18 protein-coding genes are annotated in these 19,408 nt (G+C 65.8%); 10 read left to right on the top strand and 8 right to left on the bottom strand.

The features are described 5' to 3' along the window. The first annotated feature begins 10 nt into the window (after window positions 1-10). The gene (locus BHK69_RS01880) at window positions 11-2,263 is read left to right on the top strand and encodes a N,N-dimethylformamidase beta subunit family domain-containing protein (RefSeq protein WP_069688635.1); all 2,253 of its coding nucleotides are present in this window, start codon (window positions 11-13) and stop codon (window positions 2,261-2,263) included. 35 nt (window positions 2,264-2,298) lie between these two features. On the opposite strand, the gene BHK69_RS01875 is transcribed toward BHK69_RS01880, so the two are convergent. Continuing rightward, window positions 2,299-3,093, bottom strand: a complete 795-nt coding sequence (locus BHK69_RS01875) for a shikimate dehydrogenase family protein (RefSeq protein WP_069688634.1) — start codon at window positions 3,091-3,093, stop codon at window positions 2,299-2,301. A 27-nt stretch (window positions 3,094-3,120) separates the two neighbouring features. Then, complete coding sequence (locus BHK69_RS01870; RefSeq protein WP_069688633.1) at window positions 3,121-4,362, bottom strand: aminotransferase class III-fold pyridoxal phosphate-dependent enzyme; 1,242 nt, start codon at window positions 4,360-4,362, stop codon at window positions 3,121-3,123. Between the two features lie 287 nt (window positions 4,363-4,649). On the opposite strand from BHK69_RS01870, the gene BHK69_RS01865 reads away from it, so the two are divergent. The 9 genes from BHK69_RS01865 (at window position 4,650) to soxA (ending at window position 13,619) form a co-directional block, all read left to right on the top strand. Next, window positions 4,650-6,227 carry an ABC transporter substrate-binding protein gene (locus BHK69_RS01865; RefSeq protein ID WP_069688632.1) on the top strand — a complete coding sequence of 526 codons (1,578 nt, stop codon included), beginning with the start codon at window positions 4,650-4,652 and terminating at the stop codon, window positions 6,225-6,227. 21 nt (window positions 6,228-6,248) lie between these two features. Beyond that, window positions 6,249-7,265, top strand: a complete 1,017-nt coding sequence (locus BHK69_RS01860) for an ABC transporter permease (protein WP_069688631.1) — start codon at window positions 6,249-6,251, stop codon at window positions 7,263-7,265. Then, on the top strand, window positions 7,262-8,146 hold the full coding sequence (locus BHK69_RS01855; protein ID WP_083269062.1) for an ABC transporter permease: 885 nt from the start codon (window positions 7,262-7,264) through the stop codon (window positions 8,144-8,146). The genes BHK69_RS01860 and BHK69_RS01855 overlap by 4 nt, the downstream gene beginning before the upstream one ends. 681 nt (window positions 8,147-8,827) lie before the next feature. After that, window positions 8,828-9,295, top strand: coding sequence for a (2Fe-2S)-binding protein (locus BHK69_RS01850; RefSeq protein ID WP_069693284.1), 468 nt, complete (start codon window positions 8,828-8,830; stop codon window positions 9,293-9,295). 97 nt (window positions 9,296-9,392) lie between these two features. Next, a complete protein-coding gene (locus tag BHK69_RS01845; RefSeq protein ID WP_069688630.1) occupies window positions 9,393-11,603 on the top strand; it encodes a xanthine dehydrogenase family protein molybdopterin-binding subunit in 2,211 nt (736 codons plus the stop codon). A gap of 17 nt (window positions 11,604-11,620) precedes the next feature. Further along, window positions 11,621-12,055: a sulfur oxidation c-type cytochrome SoxX gene (soxX, locus tag BHK69_RS01840; protein WP_069688629.1), complete on the top strand. Its 435-nt coding sequence runs from the start codon at window positions 11,621-11,623 to the stop codon at window positions 12,053-12,055. Further along, window positions 12,018-12,512 carry a thiosulfate oxidation carrier protein SoxY gene (locus BHK69_RS01835; RefSeq protein WP_069688628.1) on the top strand — a complete coding sequence of 165 codons (495 nt, stop codon included), beginning with the start codon at window positions 12,018-12,020 and terminating at the stop codon, window positions 12,510-12,512. The genes soxX and BHK69_RS01835 overlap by 38 nt, the downstream gene beginning before the upstream one ends. A 10-nt stretch (window positions 12,513-12,522) precedes the next feature. Next, window positions 12,523-12,846, top strand: a complete 324-nt coding sequence (locus BHK69_RS01830; protein WP_069688627.1) for a thiosulfate oxidation carrier complex protein SoxZ — start codon at window positions 12,523-12,525, stop codon at window positions 12,844-12,846. Between the two features lie 14 nt (window positions 12,847-12,860). Next, entirely contained in the window at window positions 12,861-13,619 is a 759-nt protein-coding gene (gene soxA / locus BHK69_RS01825; protein WP_199579023.1) for a sulfur oxidation c-type cytochrome SoxA, read from the top strand. Window positions 13,620-13,747: 128 nt separating this feature from the next. Here the strand turns inward: soxA and BHK69_RS01820 are convergent, their stop codons facing one another. From BHK69_RS01820 to BHK69_RS01795, 6 genes are all read right to left on the bottom strand, one after another. Beyond that, window positions 13,748-14,140, bottom strand: coding sequence for a c-type cytochrome (locus BHK69_RS01820; RefSeq protein WP_069693283.1), 393 nt, complete (start codon window positions 14,138-14,140; stop codon window positions 13,748-13,750). A 101-nt stretch (window positions 14,141-14,241) separates the two neighbouring features. Continuing rightward, complete coding sequence (locus BHK69_RS01815; protein WP_069688625.1) at window positions 14,242-15,519, bottom strand: NAD(P)/FAD-dependent oxidoreductase; 1,278 nt, start codon at window positions 15,517-15,519, stop codon at window positions 14,242-14,244. 19 nt (window positions 15,520-15,538) lie between these two features. Then, window positions 15,539-15,889 (bottom strand): c-type cytochrome, encoded by a 351-nt coding sequence (locus BHK69_RS01810; protein WP_244548372.1) that lies wholly within the window; start codon window positions 15,887-15,889, stop codon window positions 15,539-15,541. Window positions 15,890-16,357: 468 nt separating this feature from the next. Continuing rightward, window positions 16,358-17,164, bottom strand: coding sequence for an ABC transporter permease (locus BHK69_RS01805; protein ID WP_083269060.1), 807 nt, complete (start codon window positions 17,162-17,164; stop codon window positions 16,358-16,360). Between the two features lie 125 nt (window positions 17,165-17,289). Continuing rightward, window positions 17,290-18,222, bottom strand: coding sequence for an ABC transporter substrate-binding protein (locus BHK69_RS01800; protein ID WP_244548574.1), 933 nt, complete (start codon window positions 18,220-18,222; stop codon window positions 17,290-17,292). 147 nt (window positions 18,223-18,369) lie between these two features. Next, window positions 18,370-19,395 carry an ABC transporter substrate-binding protein gene (locus BHK69_RS01795; RefSeq protein WP_199579021.1) on the bottom strand — a complete coding sequence of 342 codons (1,026 nt, stop codon included), beginning with the start codon at window positions 19,393-19,395 and terminating at the stop codon, window positions 18,370-18,372. Between the last annotated feature and the right edge of the window lie 13 nt (window positions 19,396-19,408).

Below are 19,408 nucleotides of genomic sequence, written 5' to 3'. Positions count from 1 at the left end.
TGCCCGCATCATGAGAGATACCACCGCCGTCCTCGGCTATGCCTGGCCGCTCGTCGTCTCGCCGGGCGAGACCGTGAGCTTTCACCTGTCCAGCCCGACGCTCGATGCGGCCCAAGTCCGCATCGTCCGGGTGCGCTGCGCCGATCCCGATCCGGACGGCCCGGGCCTGAAGCTGAGTGAGCCCGGCAGCGCCATCGACGGCCGTGTCGCGCTGCGCGACCAGCCGGTCCATCCCGGCTCCGCCGCGATCATCGCCGACAGGCCGGCGTTGAACGCGCCGAGCCTGGCGGCCGGCTGCTTCATCTACCCGACGGCCCCGCTTGCCGGCCCGCAGACCGTGATGTCGCGCTGGCGCGCCGATCTCGGCCAGGGCTGGCGCCTGGGGCTCGACCAGGCGGGGCATCTCGTCTTCGAGGTCGCCGGTGCCGCAGGCGCTGCGACCCTCACATCCGCCAGGCCGGTGCTCGAGCGCGAATGGGTGTTCGTCGGCGCCAGCTATGACGCCGCCAGCGGCGCGATCACGCTGATCCAGCGCAGCCTGGACAGGTTGGGCGGGCGCGACAGCAGCAGCCTCACGACGGGCCAGGCACCCGCCAGCCTGGCCTGGCCCACTGAGACCGCGCTCGTCTTCGCCGCCCACGCCTTTGAAAGTGGCGCGGACCCGCTCACTTCAGGCCATTTCGACGGCAAGATCGATCGGCCGCGCCTGTTTCGCGAGCCCTTGTCCGAAGAGACCCTGCGGCGGGCCTGCGAGATGCTGGCGCCCTCGCCCGCCGATCCCGCTCTGGTCGGCGCCTGGGATTTTTCGCAGGAGATGGCCAGCGACAAGGTGCGCGACCTCTCGACGAACCGGCTCGACGGCCAGCTCAGGCACATGCCCATGCGCGCCATCGCCGGCGCCAACTGGGACGGCTCGGTGGTGCAATGGACGGAACGGCCAGAGCTCTATGGCGCGATTCATTTCCACAGCGACGACATGGCCGATTGCGGCTGGCAGCCCGATCTGGCGCTTAAGATTCCAGCCGACTGGCGCAGCGGCTTCTACGCGCTGAAGCTGACCGCCCGCGAGAGCAGCGACGATCCCGTCGAAAGCTATGTCTCCTTCTTCGTGCGGGCTCCGCTCGGTCAGGCCAAGGCCAAGCTCGCTCTGGTGGCGACGACGGCGACCTTCCTCGCCTATGCCAACAGCGCGCTGCGGCTCGACCAAGTCCATGCCGAGGCCATGCTGGAGGGCGTCATCGCGCTCTCGCGCGACGACGTCTATATCCAGGAGCATCGCGAACTCGGGCTCTCGACCTACGACACCCACAGCGACGGCAGCGGCTGGTGCTACTCGACGGCCAAACGCCCGATCCTCAACATGCGGCCGCTCGGCAACACCTTCAACTACGTCAACGACACGCACATCATCGACTGGCTGGAGGAGCTCGGCTTCGACTACGACGTCATCACCGATTGCGACATCGACCGGCACGGCGCGCAGCTGCTGGAGGCCTATGACTGCGTGATCACGCCGTCACATCCCGAGTACTACAGCCGCAACATGATCGACGCCTTCGACGCCTATCAGCGCGGCGGCGGCCGGCACATCTATCTCGGCGGCAACGGCTTCTACTGGCGCATCGCCTGGCACCCCACGCAGCCCTTCCAGATGGAGATCCGCCGCGGCATGAGTGGCTTGCGCACCTGGGAGGGCGAACCCGGCGAGAACGGCCTGTCCTTCAATGGCGAGCCCTCGGGCCTCTGGCGCACCCATGGGCGCCCGCCGCAGCGCCTGGTCGGCGTCGGCTTCGACGCCCAGGTCTTCACGCGCTCCTATCCCTATGAGTGGCTGGAGGATGCGCGCGACCCGCGCGTGTCCTGGCTGGTCGAAGGCATCGACCTGGCAAAACCGCTCGGCGATTTCGGACTACGCGGCGGCGGGGCGGCCGGGCTCGAGGTCGACCGCGTCGAGCCGACCTTGGGTTCGCCGCCGCATCTCCTGCGCCTGGCGACGGCCGACCGGCTCGACTATGGCGGCGTACCGACGCTGGAGGAGCTGCGCACCCTGCATCGCGGCACGATGGGCGATCAGAACGCGCTGGTGCGCGCCGATATCGCCTTCTTTCCGACCGCAGCCGGCGGCGCGGTGTTCGCGACCGGCTCGATCGCCTGGTGCTGCGCGCTGACCTGCAACGGCTATGACAACTCGGTCAGCCGCGTGACAGGCAATGTCCTGCGTCGCTTCCTCGATCCCGCGCCTTTCGAGGGCTTTGACGATTGAACTTGCGGCGGCTGGGATCCCGGCTGCTCGCTGGCTCAGGCAAGGCCGACGAGATCGGATGCCGCACGCAACTGCGCCAGGAGCATCGCCTTGCCCGGAACCGTCTTGCAACCGCGTGCTGCCGCGGCGGCAAGAAACGGCGTGACCTCCGGTGTCATGACGACTTCGGCCGCGACCGCGCCGGGAGCAAGGCGAGACGCATCCAGCGGCAGCGCATCGCCGTCTTTCATGCCGAGCGAGGTGGTGTTGATCGCGATGTCGCAGGCGGCGGTATCGGGCTCGCCGCCATCGGTGCGGCAGGTGGGATAGGCACGGCCGACCGCGGCAGCGAGTTCGCGCGCCTTGTCGGCAGACCGATTCATGATGGTCAATTCCGCCGCGCCTGCCTCCGCCATCGCGAAAGCGATAGCGCGGCCTGCGCCGCCGGCCCCAACCTGCAGCACCCGGGCGCCCCGGATCTCCACGCCGGCCGCGATCAGTCCGCCGACGAAGCCGAGGCCGTCGACATTGTCGCCGTGCAGGCTGCCGTCAGGGTGGCGGCGCACGAAATTGACCGCGCCCACCAGCCGCCCACGCTCACCGACCGAATCGAGTAGGTCGAGGACGGCGATCTTGTGCGGGATCGTGACGCCGAACCCGGCGACGTTGCGCAGGATCCGCAGCGTCGCGAGAACCTTGGGCAGGTCAACTGGGGCGACGTGGAGAGGGGAGACGGCCGCATCGATGCCGCGCCCGGCGAAATGCTCGTTGAGCAGTGTCGAGCCGATGATATGCGCGACTGGTTCGCCCAGAATGAACAGGATCCGCGTCTTGCCGGTGATGCGGGTCATGGCACGGTCTCGGACAAGCGATCGGGTTCAGGCGGCGGTGCGGCTGCCCGCAGCGACCGCCGCCAGGGCGGTATCCGCGGCGGCAATCGCCTCGTCGATCTCGGCCTCGCCATGTGCGGCGGACAGGAACATGTTGTGGCGCGGGTGGAAGTAGACCCCGCGCGCCAATGCTGTCTGGCAAAACAGATTGCCCTTGGCGAAATCGGCGTCGTCCTCGAACAGGATCAAAGGCATCTGCACCGGGCCGCTTTGGCGCAGGGCGACCCCGTGGCGTGCGGCCGATGCATCGATCGCGTCGCGCAGGCGCGTTCCCATCGCCTCCAGCCGCGCGACGATGTTGTCGCGGCGCAGCACGGTGAGCGTTGCCACGGCGGCCGCCATCGGGACCGCTGCGCACCAGAACGAGCCTGTCACGAAGACCTGCGAGGCCGCCTGGCGCAGCCAGTCCCGGCCGGTGACGGCGGCAAGCGCGTGGCCATTGGCAATGGACTTGCTCCAGGCCGCGAGATCGGGCCTGACACCGAAGCGCTCCCAACTGCCGGCGAGGTCGAGCCGGAAGCCCGCCCGGACCTCATCGAGGATGAGCGCGGCGCCCGTCTCGTCGCAGATCGCGCGCGCGGCGGTGGCGAAACCTTGCGTCGGCAATTCCTGGTCGCGCGCGAGGTCATGGCGATAGGCCGAGACGATGATGCCGGCCAGGTCGTCGCCAGCCTCAGTGGCGGCCGCGCGCAGGCTCTCGGCATCGTTGAAATCGTAATAGAGGATATGGGCGCGATCCTCCGAGGTCACGCCGACGACCGAGGGCGAGCACCACGGCACGGCGCCATGATAGGCGCCGCGTGCCGCCAGCAGCTTGCGCCGCCCGGTGCCGGCGCGCGCAATGGTCGCGCAGCTCGTGGTGGCGTCGGTGCCGTTCTTTTGGAATTGCGTCCAGTCGGCATGCGCCACCGTATCGACAAGGAGTTCGGCGAGTTCGACCATCACCTCGGCAGGCCCGTTCATGCAGTCGCCCAGGCGGGCCTGGCGCTCGGCCGCAGCCTCGACCTCGGGATGATGATGGCCGAGAAGATTGGGGCCCCAGCTGCACATGAAGTCCAGATAGGAGCGCCCGTCCACGTCCCAGAGCCGGCAGCCCTCGGCGCGCGCAAAGAACTGCGGGTAGCCTTCCGGCAGCCTGTTGGCGTGGAGATGCCCCCACATGCCGCCTGGAACCACACGCAGCGCCCGATCCCGCAGCGCCGCATCGACGGAATTCTTGACCTCGGACATGGCTTTCCTCCGATTTCGATATATCATATAGTACTCTTGGCTTGGCAAGCGGGTTTTGCGCAGGAGGGGACGGTCTCCGCAATGATGGCGAAAAAGGCCACGCTCCCGAGGCCGGCACGACTGCAGCACGCCAGAACAGCGGCGTGGCAAACGACATGCCGAGCACGGGCCCCTGCGCACAGCGCCGGAGCCTGAGCAATCAACCGAAGCTTGAGCAATCAATAAGGAGAGGGGATCACATCATGCGGGCAGGACACATACGGGCAGGACACTTGCGGGCAGGACAGATGAAGGCGGCCTTGGTGCTCGGCATTGCCGTATCGCTGGCGGGACTGGCAGCGCCGACGCGGGCGGCCGATACGCGCCCGCTCGTCGTGGCGCGGAACATGGACATCACCTCGCTCGATCCGGCGCGATCGTTCTGCGACACCTGTCAGATCTACCTCTCGGCGGTCTACCAGACGCTGGTCACGCTGGCCGCCGACAACAGGACGCTTGCGCCCAACCTTGCCACCTCCTGGGAGGTCAGCCCCGACCAGACGCGCTTCGTCTTCAAGCTGGCGCCGGGCGCTGTCTTCTCCGATGGTGCGCCCGTCACCTCGGCCGATGTCGCCTGGTCGCTGACGCGGCTGAAGAACATGAAGTCGGATGCGTCATTCCTGATGGAGGCCCTGACGGCCGTCGAGACGCCCGACGAGAAGACCGTCGTGCTGCGCACGGCGCAGTCCAATTCCGAGTTCCTAAACATGCTGGCTTCGTCCTATGCCGGCATCATCAACCGCAAGGTCGCGGAGGCCAACGGCGCGGCGGGCGGCGAGAATGCCAGCACGGCCGACCAGGCCGACAACTGGTTCTTCGCCAATTCGGCCGGCAGCGGCCCCTACAAGCTCGCGCTCTATCGCAATGGCGACCAGCTGCGCCTGGTCTCGAACGACAAGTTCTGGGGCGCGGCGCCGAAGGTCGCCGAGGTCATCATCAAGCAGGTGCCCGACGCAGTGGCGCAGCTGCAGATGCTGCAGACGGGCGGCGCCGATGTGGCGATGCAGATCGATCCCGATACGGCCGCCTCGGCCAAGGATCAGAACCTCGTGCTCGATACGGTGCCGAGCTATAATTTCATCTATCTGGCGCTGGGCGTTGGCTCCAAGGCCAACACGGTTCCGCTGACCAGGCCTGTCCGCGAGGCGATCGCGGCGGCGATCGACTATCAGGGGCTGATCGACTTCACGGTGGGCGGCAAGGGCCGGCCGCAGCCGGTTGCGATCCCCAACGGCTTCCCCGGTACGACCGACCTGCCGATGCCCAAGCAGGATCTCGCTTTGGCGCGCGCCAAGCTGGCCGAGGCCGGGCAGCCCAACGGCTTCACGATGAAATCGGCCTATCCGGCGGTCAATTCCTACGGCGTCGATCTCTCGCTGATGATGCAGAAGCTGCAGCAGGATCTCGGCCGCGTCGGCATCAAGCTCGAGCTCGAGCCGGTGACCTTCGCGGTCTGGCGCGAGCGCGTCGCCAAGGACGGTATCCCGATCACCGCGTCCTATTATGCACCCGACTATTTCGGCACGGTGCAATATGTCCAGTTCTTCTCGATGATGAGCTCGAGTTCCTGGGTCAAGCGCTCCCATGCCGACAAGGTGCAGGGTGTCGTCAACGAAAAGGAAGGCGAGCTCCTCAAGCAGGCGCTGGCCGCCACGCCGACTGAGGCCGACCGCATCTATCGCGAGATCGCGCTTGAGATGATCGGCGACAAGGTCATCATTCCCGTCGTCAGCCCGGATCTGATCCTGGCCTCGCGCAAGGGCGTGACCGGCGTGCGCTACAGCGCCTGCTGCAATCTCGCGCTCAGTCAGGTCGGGCGGCAATAGCGCGCCTGACCGGCAGAGCCGATGCTCAAGGTCGCGCTGCAACGACTGGCGATGATGCCGTTTCTTCTGCTCGGCATCGTCACCGTCGCCTTTTTCCTCTCGCAGTTCACCAAGGGCGACCCGCTGGTCGCCCTGATCGGCGAGCGGCAGATGAACAATCCTGTCGTGGTCGCCGCCGCCAAGGAGCGCTGGGGCCTCGATCGGCCGCTGGCCGAGCGCTACGTCGTCTATGTCCGCAACCTGCTGCATGGCGACATGGGCACCTCGTTCCGCACGCGCCAGCCCGTGGCGAGCGATCTGGCCCAGCGGCTGCCGGCGACGCTGGAACTCGTCGTCGCCTCGGTCCTGCTCGGCGGCAGCGTCGGCGTCATCCTCGGCATCCTGGCGGCGAAATTCCGCGACGGGCCGGGCGACACGGCTATCCGCATTTTTGCGCTCGTCGGCTCGTCGGTGCCGATGTTCTGGCTCGGGCTGATCGCGCTCTTCATCTTCTTCGCCACGCTGGGCTGGTCGCCAGGGCCCGGCCGGCTCGACACGCGCTCCCTGCCACCGCCCTTCGTGACCGGCTTCTTCACGATCGACGCGGCGCTCGCCGGCGAAGGGCGCATATTGCGCGAGGCGCTGTCCCATCTCGTGCTGCCGGCCCTGATACTGGGCTGGACGGTGGTGGGCATCGTCGCCCGTCTGGTGCGCGCAAGCATGATCGAGGTGCTGTCGCAGGATTACATTCTGGTCGCGCGCGCCAAGGGGGCGGGCGAGGGCCGTGTCCTGCTGACGCACGCGTTGCGCAACGCGCTGATGCCGACCTTGACGATCCTGGGCTTCACCTTCGCCTATCTGATCACCGGGGCCGTCCTGACCGAGACGATCTTCTCATGGCCCGGTATCGGCTCCTACGCGGTCGAGGCCGCGCGCCAGCTCGATTATCCCGCCATCATCGGCGTGACGATCATCGGTGGCGCCGCCTTCCTGCTGACCAACCTCGTGACCGACATCGCCTATGCCTTCGTCGATCCGCGCCTGAGGGACCGCAGATGAGCGCAGCCCTTCCCGAAGCGGCGGCGGTTGCGCGCCCCGGCCGCCTGCGCCGGCTCGCCGCGCTGCTCGATCCGCGCGCGCGCCCCGCGCGCTGGCCGATCCTGATTGCGCTCGCGACGATCCTCGGCTGGGTCGTCGTCGGCGCGACCATCGACCTGTGGGCGCCCTACGATCCGGTCGCCCTGGCCGGCCGCCGCCTGCAGCCGCCGAGCGCCGCCCACTGGCTCGGCACCGACGCGCTGGGGCGCGACGTGCTGGTGCGCACGCTCTACGGCGTGCGCTTCTCCCTGCCGATCGCGGTCGGTGTCCTGGTCACGGCGGTCGCGATCGGGTGCTTCCTGGGCGCGCTGGCGGGCTATTTCGGCGGGCTTCTGGATGGCGCGCTGATGCGGCTCGCCGATGTGACGCTGTCCTTCCCGCCCATGCTGCTGGCCATGGCGATCGCCGCCTCGCTCGGGCCGGGACTGTTCAATGCCGGCTTGGCGATGGTCATCGTCTGGTGGCCGATCTATGCCCGGCTGATGCGGGCGCAGGTGCTCTCGGTCCGCTCGCTGGAGCATGTCGACGCGGCCGTGGCGATGGGCGCCTCATCCCCGCGCATCCTCGTCCGGCACGTGCTGCCGCTGTGCTGGACGCCGATCCTGGTCAACGCCACGGTCGATATCAGCCAGGTCATACTGCTCGTCGCGGGGCTGAGCTTCATCGGCCTCGGCGCGCGCCCGCCGACCCCGGAATGGGGCCAGATGATCGCCGAGGGCGCCACGAACTTCTACAACTGGTGGATCGCCACAGGGCCGGGCCTTGCGATCCTCTCGCTCGCGCTCGCCTTCAGCTTCATCGGCGACGGCCTTCGTGACATGCTTGATCCGCGCTCTCGATAAGGAGTTGTGCGCCGTACATAAATCGCACTCGGTCCAGGCTCAAACTCCGTGCCTCCACGAGCCTGGCGGGTTCACTCTTACGAGCTTTGAGCCTGGGGTCGAGATTTCTCACGGAATGTGAGTATCGATTACCGCCGCGCGGCACGGAATTTAAACCTATCGCAAGCGTATGATTTTTCTTGCCAATTACGTCCGTTGTCGCTTCCGTGTCTGGGCAGGACGTAATTTCTGGATTTGGCCCTCTTGTAGGGCTGTTAGACCAAAGCCGTTATTGAGGTGCCTTGGTCGAGGTGGCGTGAGAGATTGCCTGCAATGTTGTAGAGGACCCGGCAAGCCGAGGCGTCGGCCATCGAAAAGCAGCCGAAAGGGTCGCTCCGGCTAAGGCCTTATCACGTTGCCGTGATAGCCCTCCTGCATCTCATCTCGCCATGATCGGGGGCCGCTGCGCTCGAACACGGCGGCTGGGCGGCCAAATCGGCTGTTCTGGCCCAGGAACCCTCGTCTCCGGCGGCCGATCACGCGGCGTGATCAGCCGATCATCGGGCATTGGCTGATCCGCATATCTGAGTTTCAATCAGTTCCAATTCAATTCTGACCGGCACGCCGCGCGGCGTGCCGGCCTTGCGGCGAGGCGCGTTGGCCCTCTCGCCGTCCTTCTTGATCGAAACCGGGAGGTTTGCGGTGGCGAAGCTTAATGTGAACGGCAAGATGCTCGATGTCGAAGCGGCCGGCGATACGCCGCTGCTCTGGGTCATCCGCGAGCAGATCGGCCTGACCGGCACGAAATATGGCTGCGGCGTCGCCCAATGCGGCGCCTGCACCGTCCATATTGACGGCGTCGCGACGCGCTCCTGCTCGCTGCCGCTCGAGGCTGTGACGGCGGACCAGAAGATCGTCACGATCGAGGGGCTTTCGCCCAACGGCACGCATCCGGTCCAGCAGGCCTGGATCAAGCACGACGTGCCGCAATGCGGCTTCTGCCAGAGCGGCATGATCATGGCGACAGCAGCCCTGCTGCAGGCCAACCCCAAGGCGACCGAGGCCGACATCGCTGCTGAGATCACCAATATCTGCCGCTGCGGCACCTATGCGCGGGTCAAGACCGCGATCCTCGACGTCGTCGCCGGCGGTACGCTCGGCCGCGGCTGAGCCTTCGCCTGTTTCATATTCCCCAGCGCGGGGTCGAACGCGGCAGGTCCTTGAGGACCGCCGCATCCCTCGCGTCCATGCAGATTCGGAGGACGACATGACATCCGCCTCGACCGCTTCTTCCAAGACCCCTTCGTCGAAGACCAGCCTGTCCCGTCGCGGCCTGCTCGCAGGCTCGGCCGCTGCGGCCGGCGCCTTCAGCTTCGGCTTCACGATCCCGTTCGGGAGCGAAGCGCAGGCGCAAGGCGCTGTCCCTGAGATCAACGCCTGGGTCGTGGTCCATCCCGACGACAAGGTGGTGATCCGCATCGCCCGCTCCGAGATGGGGCAGGGTACGCTGACCGGCCTCGCCCAGCTCGTCGCCGAGGAGCTGAACTGCGACTGGACCAAGGTCACGACCGAATATCCGACGCCGGGCCAGAGCGTGGCGCGCAACCGAGTCTGGGGCAATTTCTCGACCGGCGGCAGTCGCGGCATCCGCGAATCGCATGAGTATGTCCGCAAGGGCGGTGCGGCGGCGCGGATGATGCTGATCCAGGCGGCGGCGAACGAATGGAAGGTGCCTGCCGCCGAATGCGCGGCCGAGAAGAGCGTGATCACGCACAAGGCCTCGGGCCGCTCGCTGCGCTACGGCCAGGTCGCCGCCGCCGCCGCCAAGATCGAGGCGCCCAAGGATGTCCCGCTGAAGGACCCGAAGGACTGGATCATTGCCGGCAAGCCGCTGCCGCGCCTCGACACGGTCGACAAGACCAACGGCAAGAAGATCTACGGCATGGATCTGACCATGCCCGGCCTGCTCAATGCCGCGATCAAGGATTGTCCGGTCTTCGGTGGCAAGGTGAAGAGCTTCGACGCCGCCGCGATCAAGGCCATGCCGGGCGTCAAGCATGTGCTGCCGGTCGGAGACAGCGCCGTTACCGTCGTCGCCGACACCTGGTGGCAGGCCAAGACGGCGCTCGATGCGCTGCCGATCGTCTGGGACGAAGGCGAGCATGCCAAGGTGTCCAGCGAAAGCCTGGCGGCCTGGCTCAAGGAAGGGCTCGACGCGCCCAACGCCGTCGTCGGCAACCAGAACGGTGACGTCAAGGCGGCGATCGCCAACGCCGCCCGCACCATCGAGGCGGTCTATTCCTATCCGTTCCAGAACCATGCCTGCATGGAAACGATGAACGCGACGGCGCTCTACACGCCGGAGAAATGCGAGGTCTGGACGCCGACGCAGAATGGCGAGGCGGCACTTGCCGCCGCGGCCGAAGCGTCGGGCCTGCCGATCGCCAAATGCGAGGCTTACAAGATCGACCTTGGCGGCGGCTTCGGCCGGCGTGGCGCGGTGCATGACTGGGTCCGCCAGGTCGTCGCGATTGCCAAGCAGATCCCTGGCACGCCGGTCAAGCTGATCTGGTCGCGCGAGGAGGACATGCTGCATGGCCGCTTCCACCCGCTGACGCAGTGCAAGCTGACCGGTGCCCTCGACAAGGACGGCAACCTGACCGGGCTGCACATGCGCATCTCCGGCCAATCGATTGTCGCCGGCATCTTCCCGCAGAACATCCAGAACGGGCGCGATCCGGTGGTCTTCCAGGGTCTCAACCCGCCGGGACCGGAAGCCTCGATCGGCTATTCGGTGCCCAACCTGCTGATCGACCACGCCATGCGCAACCCGCATGTGCCACCCGGCTTCTGGCGCGGGGTCAACCTGAACCAGAACGCGATCTATCTCGAATCCTTCATGGACGAACTGGCCCATGCCGCGGGCAAGGACCCGCTGGAGTTCCGCCGCGCCCTGATGAAGAACCATCCCAAGCATCTGGCCGTGCTCAATGCCGCCGCCGAGAAGGCGGAATGGGGCAAGCCGCTGCCGGCGGGTGTTTTCCGCGGCATCTGCCAGACCATGGGGTTCGGCTCCTATGTCGCGGCCGTCGCCGAGGTCTCGGTCAGCGCTGACGGCAAGCTCAAGATCCACCGTATCGTTGCTGCGACCGACCCCGGCCATGCGGTCAACCCGGCGCAGATCGCGCGCCAGGTCGAGGGCTCCTTCGTCTATGGCCTCTCGGCCTCGCTTTATGGCGAGATCACCATCAAGGACGGCCGTGTCGAGCAGGAGAATTTCGACACCTATGAGGTGATGCGGCTGGAGGCGATGCCGGCAGTCGAGACGGTCCTGGTGCCGTCGGGCGGCTTCTGGGGCGGTGTCGGCGAGCCGACGATCGCGGTCGCGGCGCCGGCCGTGCTGAACGCGATCTTCGCCGCGACGGGCAAGCGCATCCGCAACCTGCCGATCAAGAACGCCGATCTCAGGAAGGCGTGAGAGCGACGGCCGGAGTGATGTTGCGTCGGGCGTTCGTCGGTGCCGTTCTGGCATCCGGCGGCGCCTCGGCGCTCGAAACCTACACGGTTGTAGGCGACGCCATTCCGCGTCCCCTCGGCGGGCTTGCCGGCAACCCGGCGCGCGGCGCGGCGCTGGTGCGCGACCGCGAACGCGGCAACTGCCTGATCTGCCACCAGGGCACGGATGCCACCGAGCCCTTCCAAGGCACGATCGGCCCGCCGCTTGCCGGCGTCGGAGCCCGCCTCGATGCAGGCCAGATCCGGTTGCGGCTGGTCGATGCCTCCGTGCTCAACCCGCAAACCGTGATGCCGCCCTATTTTCGGACGGAAAACCTGCATGATGTCGCCCCGCCATACCGGGGCAAGCCGGCCCTCTCGGCCCAGGAGATCGAGGATGTCGTCAGTTATCTCGCCTCGCTCAAGACGTTCTGAAGCCGGCCACGACCGGCGCAGCCTGCTCGCAGGCGCAGCGGCGGGTTTGGTGGTTGCGGCTCTGCCAGCGCGTGCGGCCACCGACATCTCGCCCGAGCGCGCGCAACTGATCGCGCGCATCACCGAGGGCGCGCTGCCGGAGCGCGGCCGCATCACGCTCGACGTCCCTGCTCTGGTCGAGAACGGCAATTCGGTCGACACCCGGATCGTGGTCGAAAGCCCGATGACGGATGCCGATCATGTCCGCTGGATCCACCTGATCGCCGAGAAGAACCCGTTTCCGGACATGGCACGGTTCCATCTCGGCCCCCGCGCCGGCCGCGCCGAGGTTGCGACCACCTTGCGGCTGTCGCAGTCGCAGACGGTCACGGCTGTCGCGGCGCTGAGCGGCGGCGGCTTCGTCATGGCCGATGCCGACATCGTGGTGACGCTGAGCGCCTGCATCGACGGCGGTTGAGGAGAGTAAGATGAGCTTCAACGCCCGCATCACCATGCCCACGGACGTCCGTGCCGGCGAGATCGTCGAGATCAAGGTGCTGACCCGCCATCCGATGGATCGCGGCGGTCAGTCCGACGGCCGGGGCGGCACCGTGCCGCGCAAGATCCTGAACCGCCTGACCGCGACCTATGCCGGCGAGCCGATCTTCCGGTTCGACATGCATACGGGCGTCGCCGCCAATCCCTTCGTCTCTTTCACGACACGGGCGGTCGCGACCGGCGACATCGTCTTCGAATGGCGCGAGGACGGCGGCGCGACCTACACGCGAACCGCAAGGCTGACCGTGACGTGAGTGGGCGACGACGCTTGACCCAAGGAGCCGTTGCGCTCGCGCTGGCCGCGTTTGCCGCCGTCCCGGCCCTGTCGGAGATCAAGTCCGGCACGGAGTTCCTCTCACCCGACATGCGCCGGCAGCAGGCGGACGAGACCCGCAATCCGGCCTTCTTCTGGGTCGAGCAGGGCCGCGAGCTGTTCAGCCGCAAGCCGACGCCCGACGGGCAGGCCTGCGTCTCCTGCCATGCCGACCCGCAGCAGAGCCTGCGCGGCGCCGCGACGCATTATCCGCAGGTCGATGCGGCGACGGCCAAGCTGCTCAACCTCGAAGGTCGGATCGAGCAATGCCGCGTCGAGCGGCAGGGGCAGCCGGCCTTCGGCTACGAGAGCCCCGAACTTCTGGCGATGACCGCCTATCTCGGCTCGCTTTCACGCGGCCTGCCGGTCGAGGTGAAGACCGATGGCGCGGCCAGGCCCTATTACGAGGCGGGCAAGGCTTTCTTCGAGCGCCGGCAGGGCCAGCTCAACCTGTCCTGCCAGCAATGCCATGACGGCCTCGTCGGCCAGAAGCTGCGCGGCGATACCGTCAGCCATGGCGCGGGCACGGGCTACCCGGCCTATCGCCTCGAATGGAACGATGTCGGCTCGCTGCACCGGCGCCTGCGCGCCTGCTCGCTCGGCGTCCGCGCGACGCAGTTCGACTACGGTTCGCCGGAATACCTTGCGCTGGAGCTTTACCTGGCCGGGCGGGCCAAGGGCCTGCCCGTGGAGACGCCGGGCATGCGGCGCTGATGGCATCCGCCTTCGTGGTGCGAACGCCTCCGTCATTGCGAGCGCAGCGAAGCAATCCAGAGCCGCGCGCTCGACGTCCCTGGATTGCTTCGCTACGCTCGCAATGACGGTGAGGCCTGAATGCGGCCTCAGAGCTTCTTGCCGTCCTTGTCGAACTGCTTGAGATAGGCGGTGAGGTCCTTGATCTCCTGCTCGTTCTTGATGCCGACGAAGATCATCTTGGTGCCGGGCATCTTCGCCTTCGGGTCCTTGATGTAGTCGGCAAAGACCGCGTCGTCCCAGGTCAGGCCGGCAGCCTTGTTGGCCGGGGAATAGCTGTAGCCCTCGACCGAGCCGGAGGACCGGCCGAACAACCCATTCAGCACCGGGCCGATCGTGGTCTTCGCGGTTTCGCCGAGCTGGTGACAGGCGCGGCACTTGTTGAACGAGCGCTCGCCGGCCGAGACGTCCTGGGCATGGGCGGAAGTCCCGAGCAGCAGCGCTGCGGCAAGGATCGGGGCGCTGGCAAGCATGGATTTCATCATCGTCATCATCTGTTCCTTGTCGGCGGTATGGAGCCGCAAAAAGCGGCGTGGCAGTCGATCGGCTTTGAATGCGGGGTCTGGGCCTCGCAGGGCGGCCGTCACGTGAACATGTCGGCGCAGATGGCGTCGTACCAGGCGATGTTCTCGGCCTGGGTCTGCCGGCGGATCTCGGCACTTTCGCCCGGCTGCGAGATGAAGGTCTCGACCGCGGCAATGCGGCCGTCCTTGGGCTCGTAGCGGCCGCCGACCTTGATGGCGTCGTCGGTGTCGACGAGACTCCAGCAGGTGTTGAGATAGCGCGCCGGAAAGGTCGGGGCGTCAACGAGTTCGCCGCGCAGGATCATTGCCGCGACCTTGGCCTGGTTGTTGGCGGAGAAGGCCGATTTCGGCATGTCGCCGGCATTGCAGGCATCGCCGAGCACGACGATGTTGGCATCCGCCACGGACTTCATCGTCGCGGGATCGATGGCGCAATAGCCCCCGGCCGGGGCGAGCCCGGCATCGCGCGCGATCGCGCCGGCCATCTGGGCCGGAATGACGTTGACGAAGGCGCAGTTCTCGTAGGTCTCGAAGCCGGTGACGACGGTTCCGGTCTTCGGATCGACCGATTTGATGCCGTCATGCACCTTGGGCCCGAGCCATTCGATCATTGTGCCATAGCGCTTCTCCCAGTCGGGCATGAACACGCCCTGCTTGGAGAAGCTCTCCTTGGGATCGAGGATGACGATGCGGGCCTTGCTGCGACCTGTCCCCATCAGCACATGCGCGAACATCGAGGCGCGCTCATAGGGGCCGGGCGGGCAGCGATAAGGGTTCGGCGGTGCGATCATCACGATGGTGCCGCCATCGGGCACAGCGTCGAGCCTCTCGCGGATCAACTGCGTCTGCCGGCCGGGCTTCCAGCCATGCGGCATGACCTCCTCGGCCTCCTTCGACCAGCCGGGCACGGAATCGTATTTCAGGTCGATGCCGGGCGAGAGCACCAGCCGGTCATAGGGCAGGCGCCGGCCATCGGCGAGCACCACCTCCTTGCGGTCCCGGTCGATCTGCGTGGCGCGGCTGCGGACGAGCGCGATGCCATAGGCCCGGGCCAGCGCGTCATAGCGATGGACGATCGCGTCATAGCTCTTGAAGCCGCCGATATAGAGGTTGGAGTGGAAACAGGTCTGGTAGGTCTCGTTCTCCTCGACCAGCGTCACCGCGATCGCGCCGTTGCTGTCCCTGGCGAGGTATTTTGCCGCCGTGGCGCCTCCAGGACCGCCACCGACAACGACGACGCGCGCCTTGGCCTGGCCAAGGACTGCGGGTGCACCGATCGTGCTCGCGGCCAGCAGGGCGATCGGGCCGGCTGTCACATCACGTCGCGTGAGTTTCATCAGCACATTCTCCACTGGTTCAGGGCTTCGACGTCAGCGAGGCGAAATAAGTGGCAAGCGCTGTCACGTCGTCGCGGCTCAGGCGCGCGGCAATGGCCTGCATCGTCTGGTTGTCCCGCTCCTTGCGGGCATAGGCGTTGAGCACTGCGACGAACTGCTCCTCCGGCCAGCCGACGATCGGCGGAATGCCGCCGGGACTGCGGCCCGAGAGCTGGTGGCACGAGGTGCATTCAGAGGCGAGGTATTCGCCCAATGCTCGATCCCCTGCCGCCCGGGCCGGTACCGCTGCGAAAAGCAAGCCGAGGGCTCCCAGCAGGGCAAAACCCGCAGGACTTTGCGCCTGACGCAGCTTTATCCCGTCCCGACCCAAGCCAGACTCCTGTCACAGTCTTCAGTCTGCCGCCCCACAGCCGCAGCTTGAGAGCAACAAACCCGCAAGGCGGGATCATGGTGATAATCTCTTTTTTGGAAGAGTTCGAAGGTCTCGTCTTTCACGATCGTGTCAGACCGTCGCGAGCAAGGTTGGCGGCGCAGTCCTTCGCAACACAGTTGACGAGCCTAAAGGCTGACGCTGATTTCCGAGGTTGTGCGATGAAGCCGTCGCCAATCACATCCGTCTGATGTAGCGAGGGATTTTCCGACCATCCTGCGCCTGGCGGCCGGACGAAACGAGCAGCCGCGTGCGGCCATCATCGACAACCGCACATTGCGGCCGACGCCGGAAAGCGGGACCGGAGCCGCCGATGATGGGGCCAAACGCAAGAAGGCCAGGACGTAGGCTGCTCTGGCGGAGCATCCGGCCGAAATCCTGAGCCCGCCATGCTCTGAAGCCTATCGCCTATCTGAAAGCGCGGGTCGCGCGCAATTCCGTATAGCGACCCAGGACCGTGTTGACACCGACGGCGAGTAAAAAGACGACCGTTAACAGGGCATACATGCGAGGCATATTGAAGGTCGCGTAAGTCTGGATCACCGCATAGCCCAGACCCTGATTGGCGAGTTTGGTCTCGGCCAGCAGCGTGCCGATGATAGCGACCCCGAGCCCGATCCGGATCCCATTGATGACGGGTGCCCGCATCGCCGGCAGGTAGATCTTGCGGATCATCTGCGCGTTGTTCAGGCGGAAGCTCAAGCCGACCCGGATCAGCACGGTGTCGATCTCGCGCATCGCCGCAGCGATGCTGATGGCCACCGGGAAAAACGACGACAGCGCCCCCATCGCGACCTTCGAGCCGGGCCCCACTCCGAACCACATGATCATGATCGGGAAGAAAATGATCTTCGGCGTCGGCCCGAGATAGTGCAGCAGCGGCTCATAGGCGCGTTGCAGGAACTTGTTGCGGCCCAGAATGATCCCGACGCCGATGCCCGCCCCGCCGCCGATCGCGATCGCCAGGAGCACTTCGCCGGCCGTAACGCCGAGATTGTCATAGAAAGTTCGGTCGATCAGAAGGCGGCCGAGTTCGCCGACAATCAGCACAAGGGATGGAACGACGTCCCGGTAGAGCAGCCCCGAGCGGGCCAGCAGTTCCCAGCACAGCAGGATTGCTGCAATGATCCCGAGCCGCGTCAGCAGCACAGCGCGATCTTCGTCCCTCTTGGCAGGGCGAACTCGCGCCCGACCCGATACGGCGGTCGTCGTCATCGAAACAACACTCCTGCTCGGCACGGATGCCTTCGGATGGAATTGCGACCGCTTCCATCCAACCCGTCGATCAATCGCTCGTCGATGGGTTAAGACACCAACGAAACCGGTTCAGCTTATCGCGCTCATTTGCGCGGCGGGATCTGGATCAGTTCGGCGAGCTGTTCTTTGGTCAGAGGTTGCGCGGTATATTTCAAGGTCACGGCGTCCGGGACGATCGTCTCCAAGCCGACAACCTTATCTGGATCCAGTGCTGCCTTCGGGAAGAAGTCGTCCCGCGTCCGCCTCGCGATTCTCTCGGAAATCCCGACGAATGACGCATAGGCTTTGATCGCCTCGTCGCTGGAATACATCGCATCGACGGTTTCGCGATATGCCTGCATGAAGCGCTCGACCAGAGGCTTCTTGTTCTGAAGAACGCTGGTGTTCGTGATCAAGAGGCGAACGGTCTGACTCTTGAACGCCTGCGTGTCATTGCCCGTGGCGATGATGCGAATCTCATTGCGATCGAGTTGATCAAGCCCGAATGGCGGCGCGGCCCAGCCTACATCGATCTGACCGGACATCACCTGCGTCAACGTTTGCGCCGGACCTCCGGTCGCCGTGAGCTTCGCCTTCAAGCCGTTCTCCTTGACGAAGGCGTTGACAACGCCATGGGTCGAGGAGCCGTTCGTCGAATATGCCACCGTTTTGCCGTCAAAATCTTTCAGCGCTTTAATCGGCGATTCCGCCTTCACGTACCAGAAGAGGTCCTGACCGCCGGTCGTCTCCGCGCCCATGATGCGAATTGGCGCGCCTTTCGAGAACGCCGACATCGCGCCCATGATGCCGCCGGCAACGCCGATGTCGACGCTATTGGAGAGGACAGCCTGTTGCGTCTCGCCGCCGCCCTGGGTGTAGAGCATCTCGAGTTCGAGATTGTGCTTCTTGAAGATGCCAAGACGGGTGCCGATTTCCGCTACCGACGTATCCCAGTTTCCTCGCTGCCCGACGGCCAGCTTGAGCTTGTCTTGAGCCAGCGCTGCCTGCGCCAGGGTCATGGCGAGGCCCACTGCCACCAGGGCCAATCCAATAGTCCTCGATCTTGTCATCGTGTCCTCCCGTAGCGCGCCGTTCAGGCGGGTTCTTATTGTGGCGGCTGGCTCGCTTCTTCCGGCGAACTCCATATCTTCCTCTGGAAGCTAGATCTGGTCTTCCCCTGGAAGCTAAATCTTGAACGCTTCCAGCGTCGACGAATGGAACAGCTCCTCGACCTTGAGCTGCCGCGAGGACAGGCCCTGGCGGTGGTGAGCCTTCAAGAACGCGTCGAGCACATGCCGATTGGGGCCCACGCCATAAGACCAGAAGTCGGAGCCCATCAACTCGCGAGCAGCTTGAAGCTGCTCTTCTATGAAGGGAAGCGTAACCTTGGTCGCCGAGGTATCGCCGAGCTTGGCGAGAGCCAACGCCTTCGACTGCTCAAATGCCTTCAGCAAAGCCGCCGGCAGCCAAGGCTGCTGTTCGACAATGGACTGACGAACACCGAGCACATGCATGATCGGGAAAATTTTGGTTCGCTGATAGTAGTCCGATGCAGCGGCTGTGGGCTCCGGGAACAGTCTCGCAACTTTTGGATGCCCGGCATCGAACGAGGACGGGGAGCGGGGCCCGATAAAGCCATCAATGTCGCCATCGACCAGCATCTGATTGAGTGAGCGATCGGCTGGCGCCTGCTCCAGTCGAATCTCCGCCGGGAGCGCGACGCTGATCTTCTCGGCGCGTCCAGCTTGCTCGATGCCGCCCCGCACCCAGGTCACGTCTGAGGGCTTCACGCCGTAATCGTCCTCGAGCATCGCACGGATCCAGACGCAGGCCGTGAGCTGGTATTCGGGGCAGCCGATGCGCTTGCCCCTCAAATCCTCCGGCCGCGCGATACCGCGGTCGTTGCGGATGAAGATGCCGGTGTGCCGGAAAGCGCGCGACAAGAACGCTGGAACGCCGACATAGGGGTTCGTGCCTTGCGCCGTCTTGACGGTGAAGCTCGACAGTGACGCTTCGCAGACGTCGAATTCGGCATGACGGAAGGCCCGGAAGAAAATCTCTTCCGGGACAAGCTTCATGAAGACCGGATCAACGCCGTCGATCTGGACGGCACCGTCGATGAGCGGTCGATTGCGATCATAGTCGCCGATGGCGATGGAAAGGCGCAGATTGGACAATCGATCCTCCCGGCTGGCGACGATGAGCGCCATGCGATTTTCCGGA

This window comes from Bosea vaviloviae (assembly GCF_001741865.1).
GTDB lineage: Bacteria > Pseudomonadota > Alphaproteobacteria > Rhizobiales > Beijerinckiaceae > Allobosea > Allobosea vaviloviae.
Note: the sequence above shows the minus strand (reverse complement) of the source record. Positions and strands in the feature narration are given on the sequence as shown.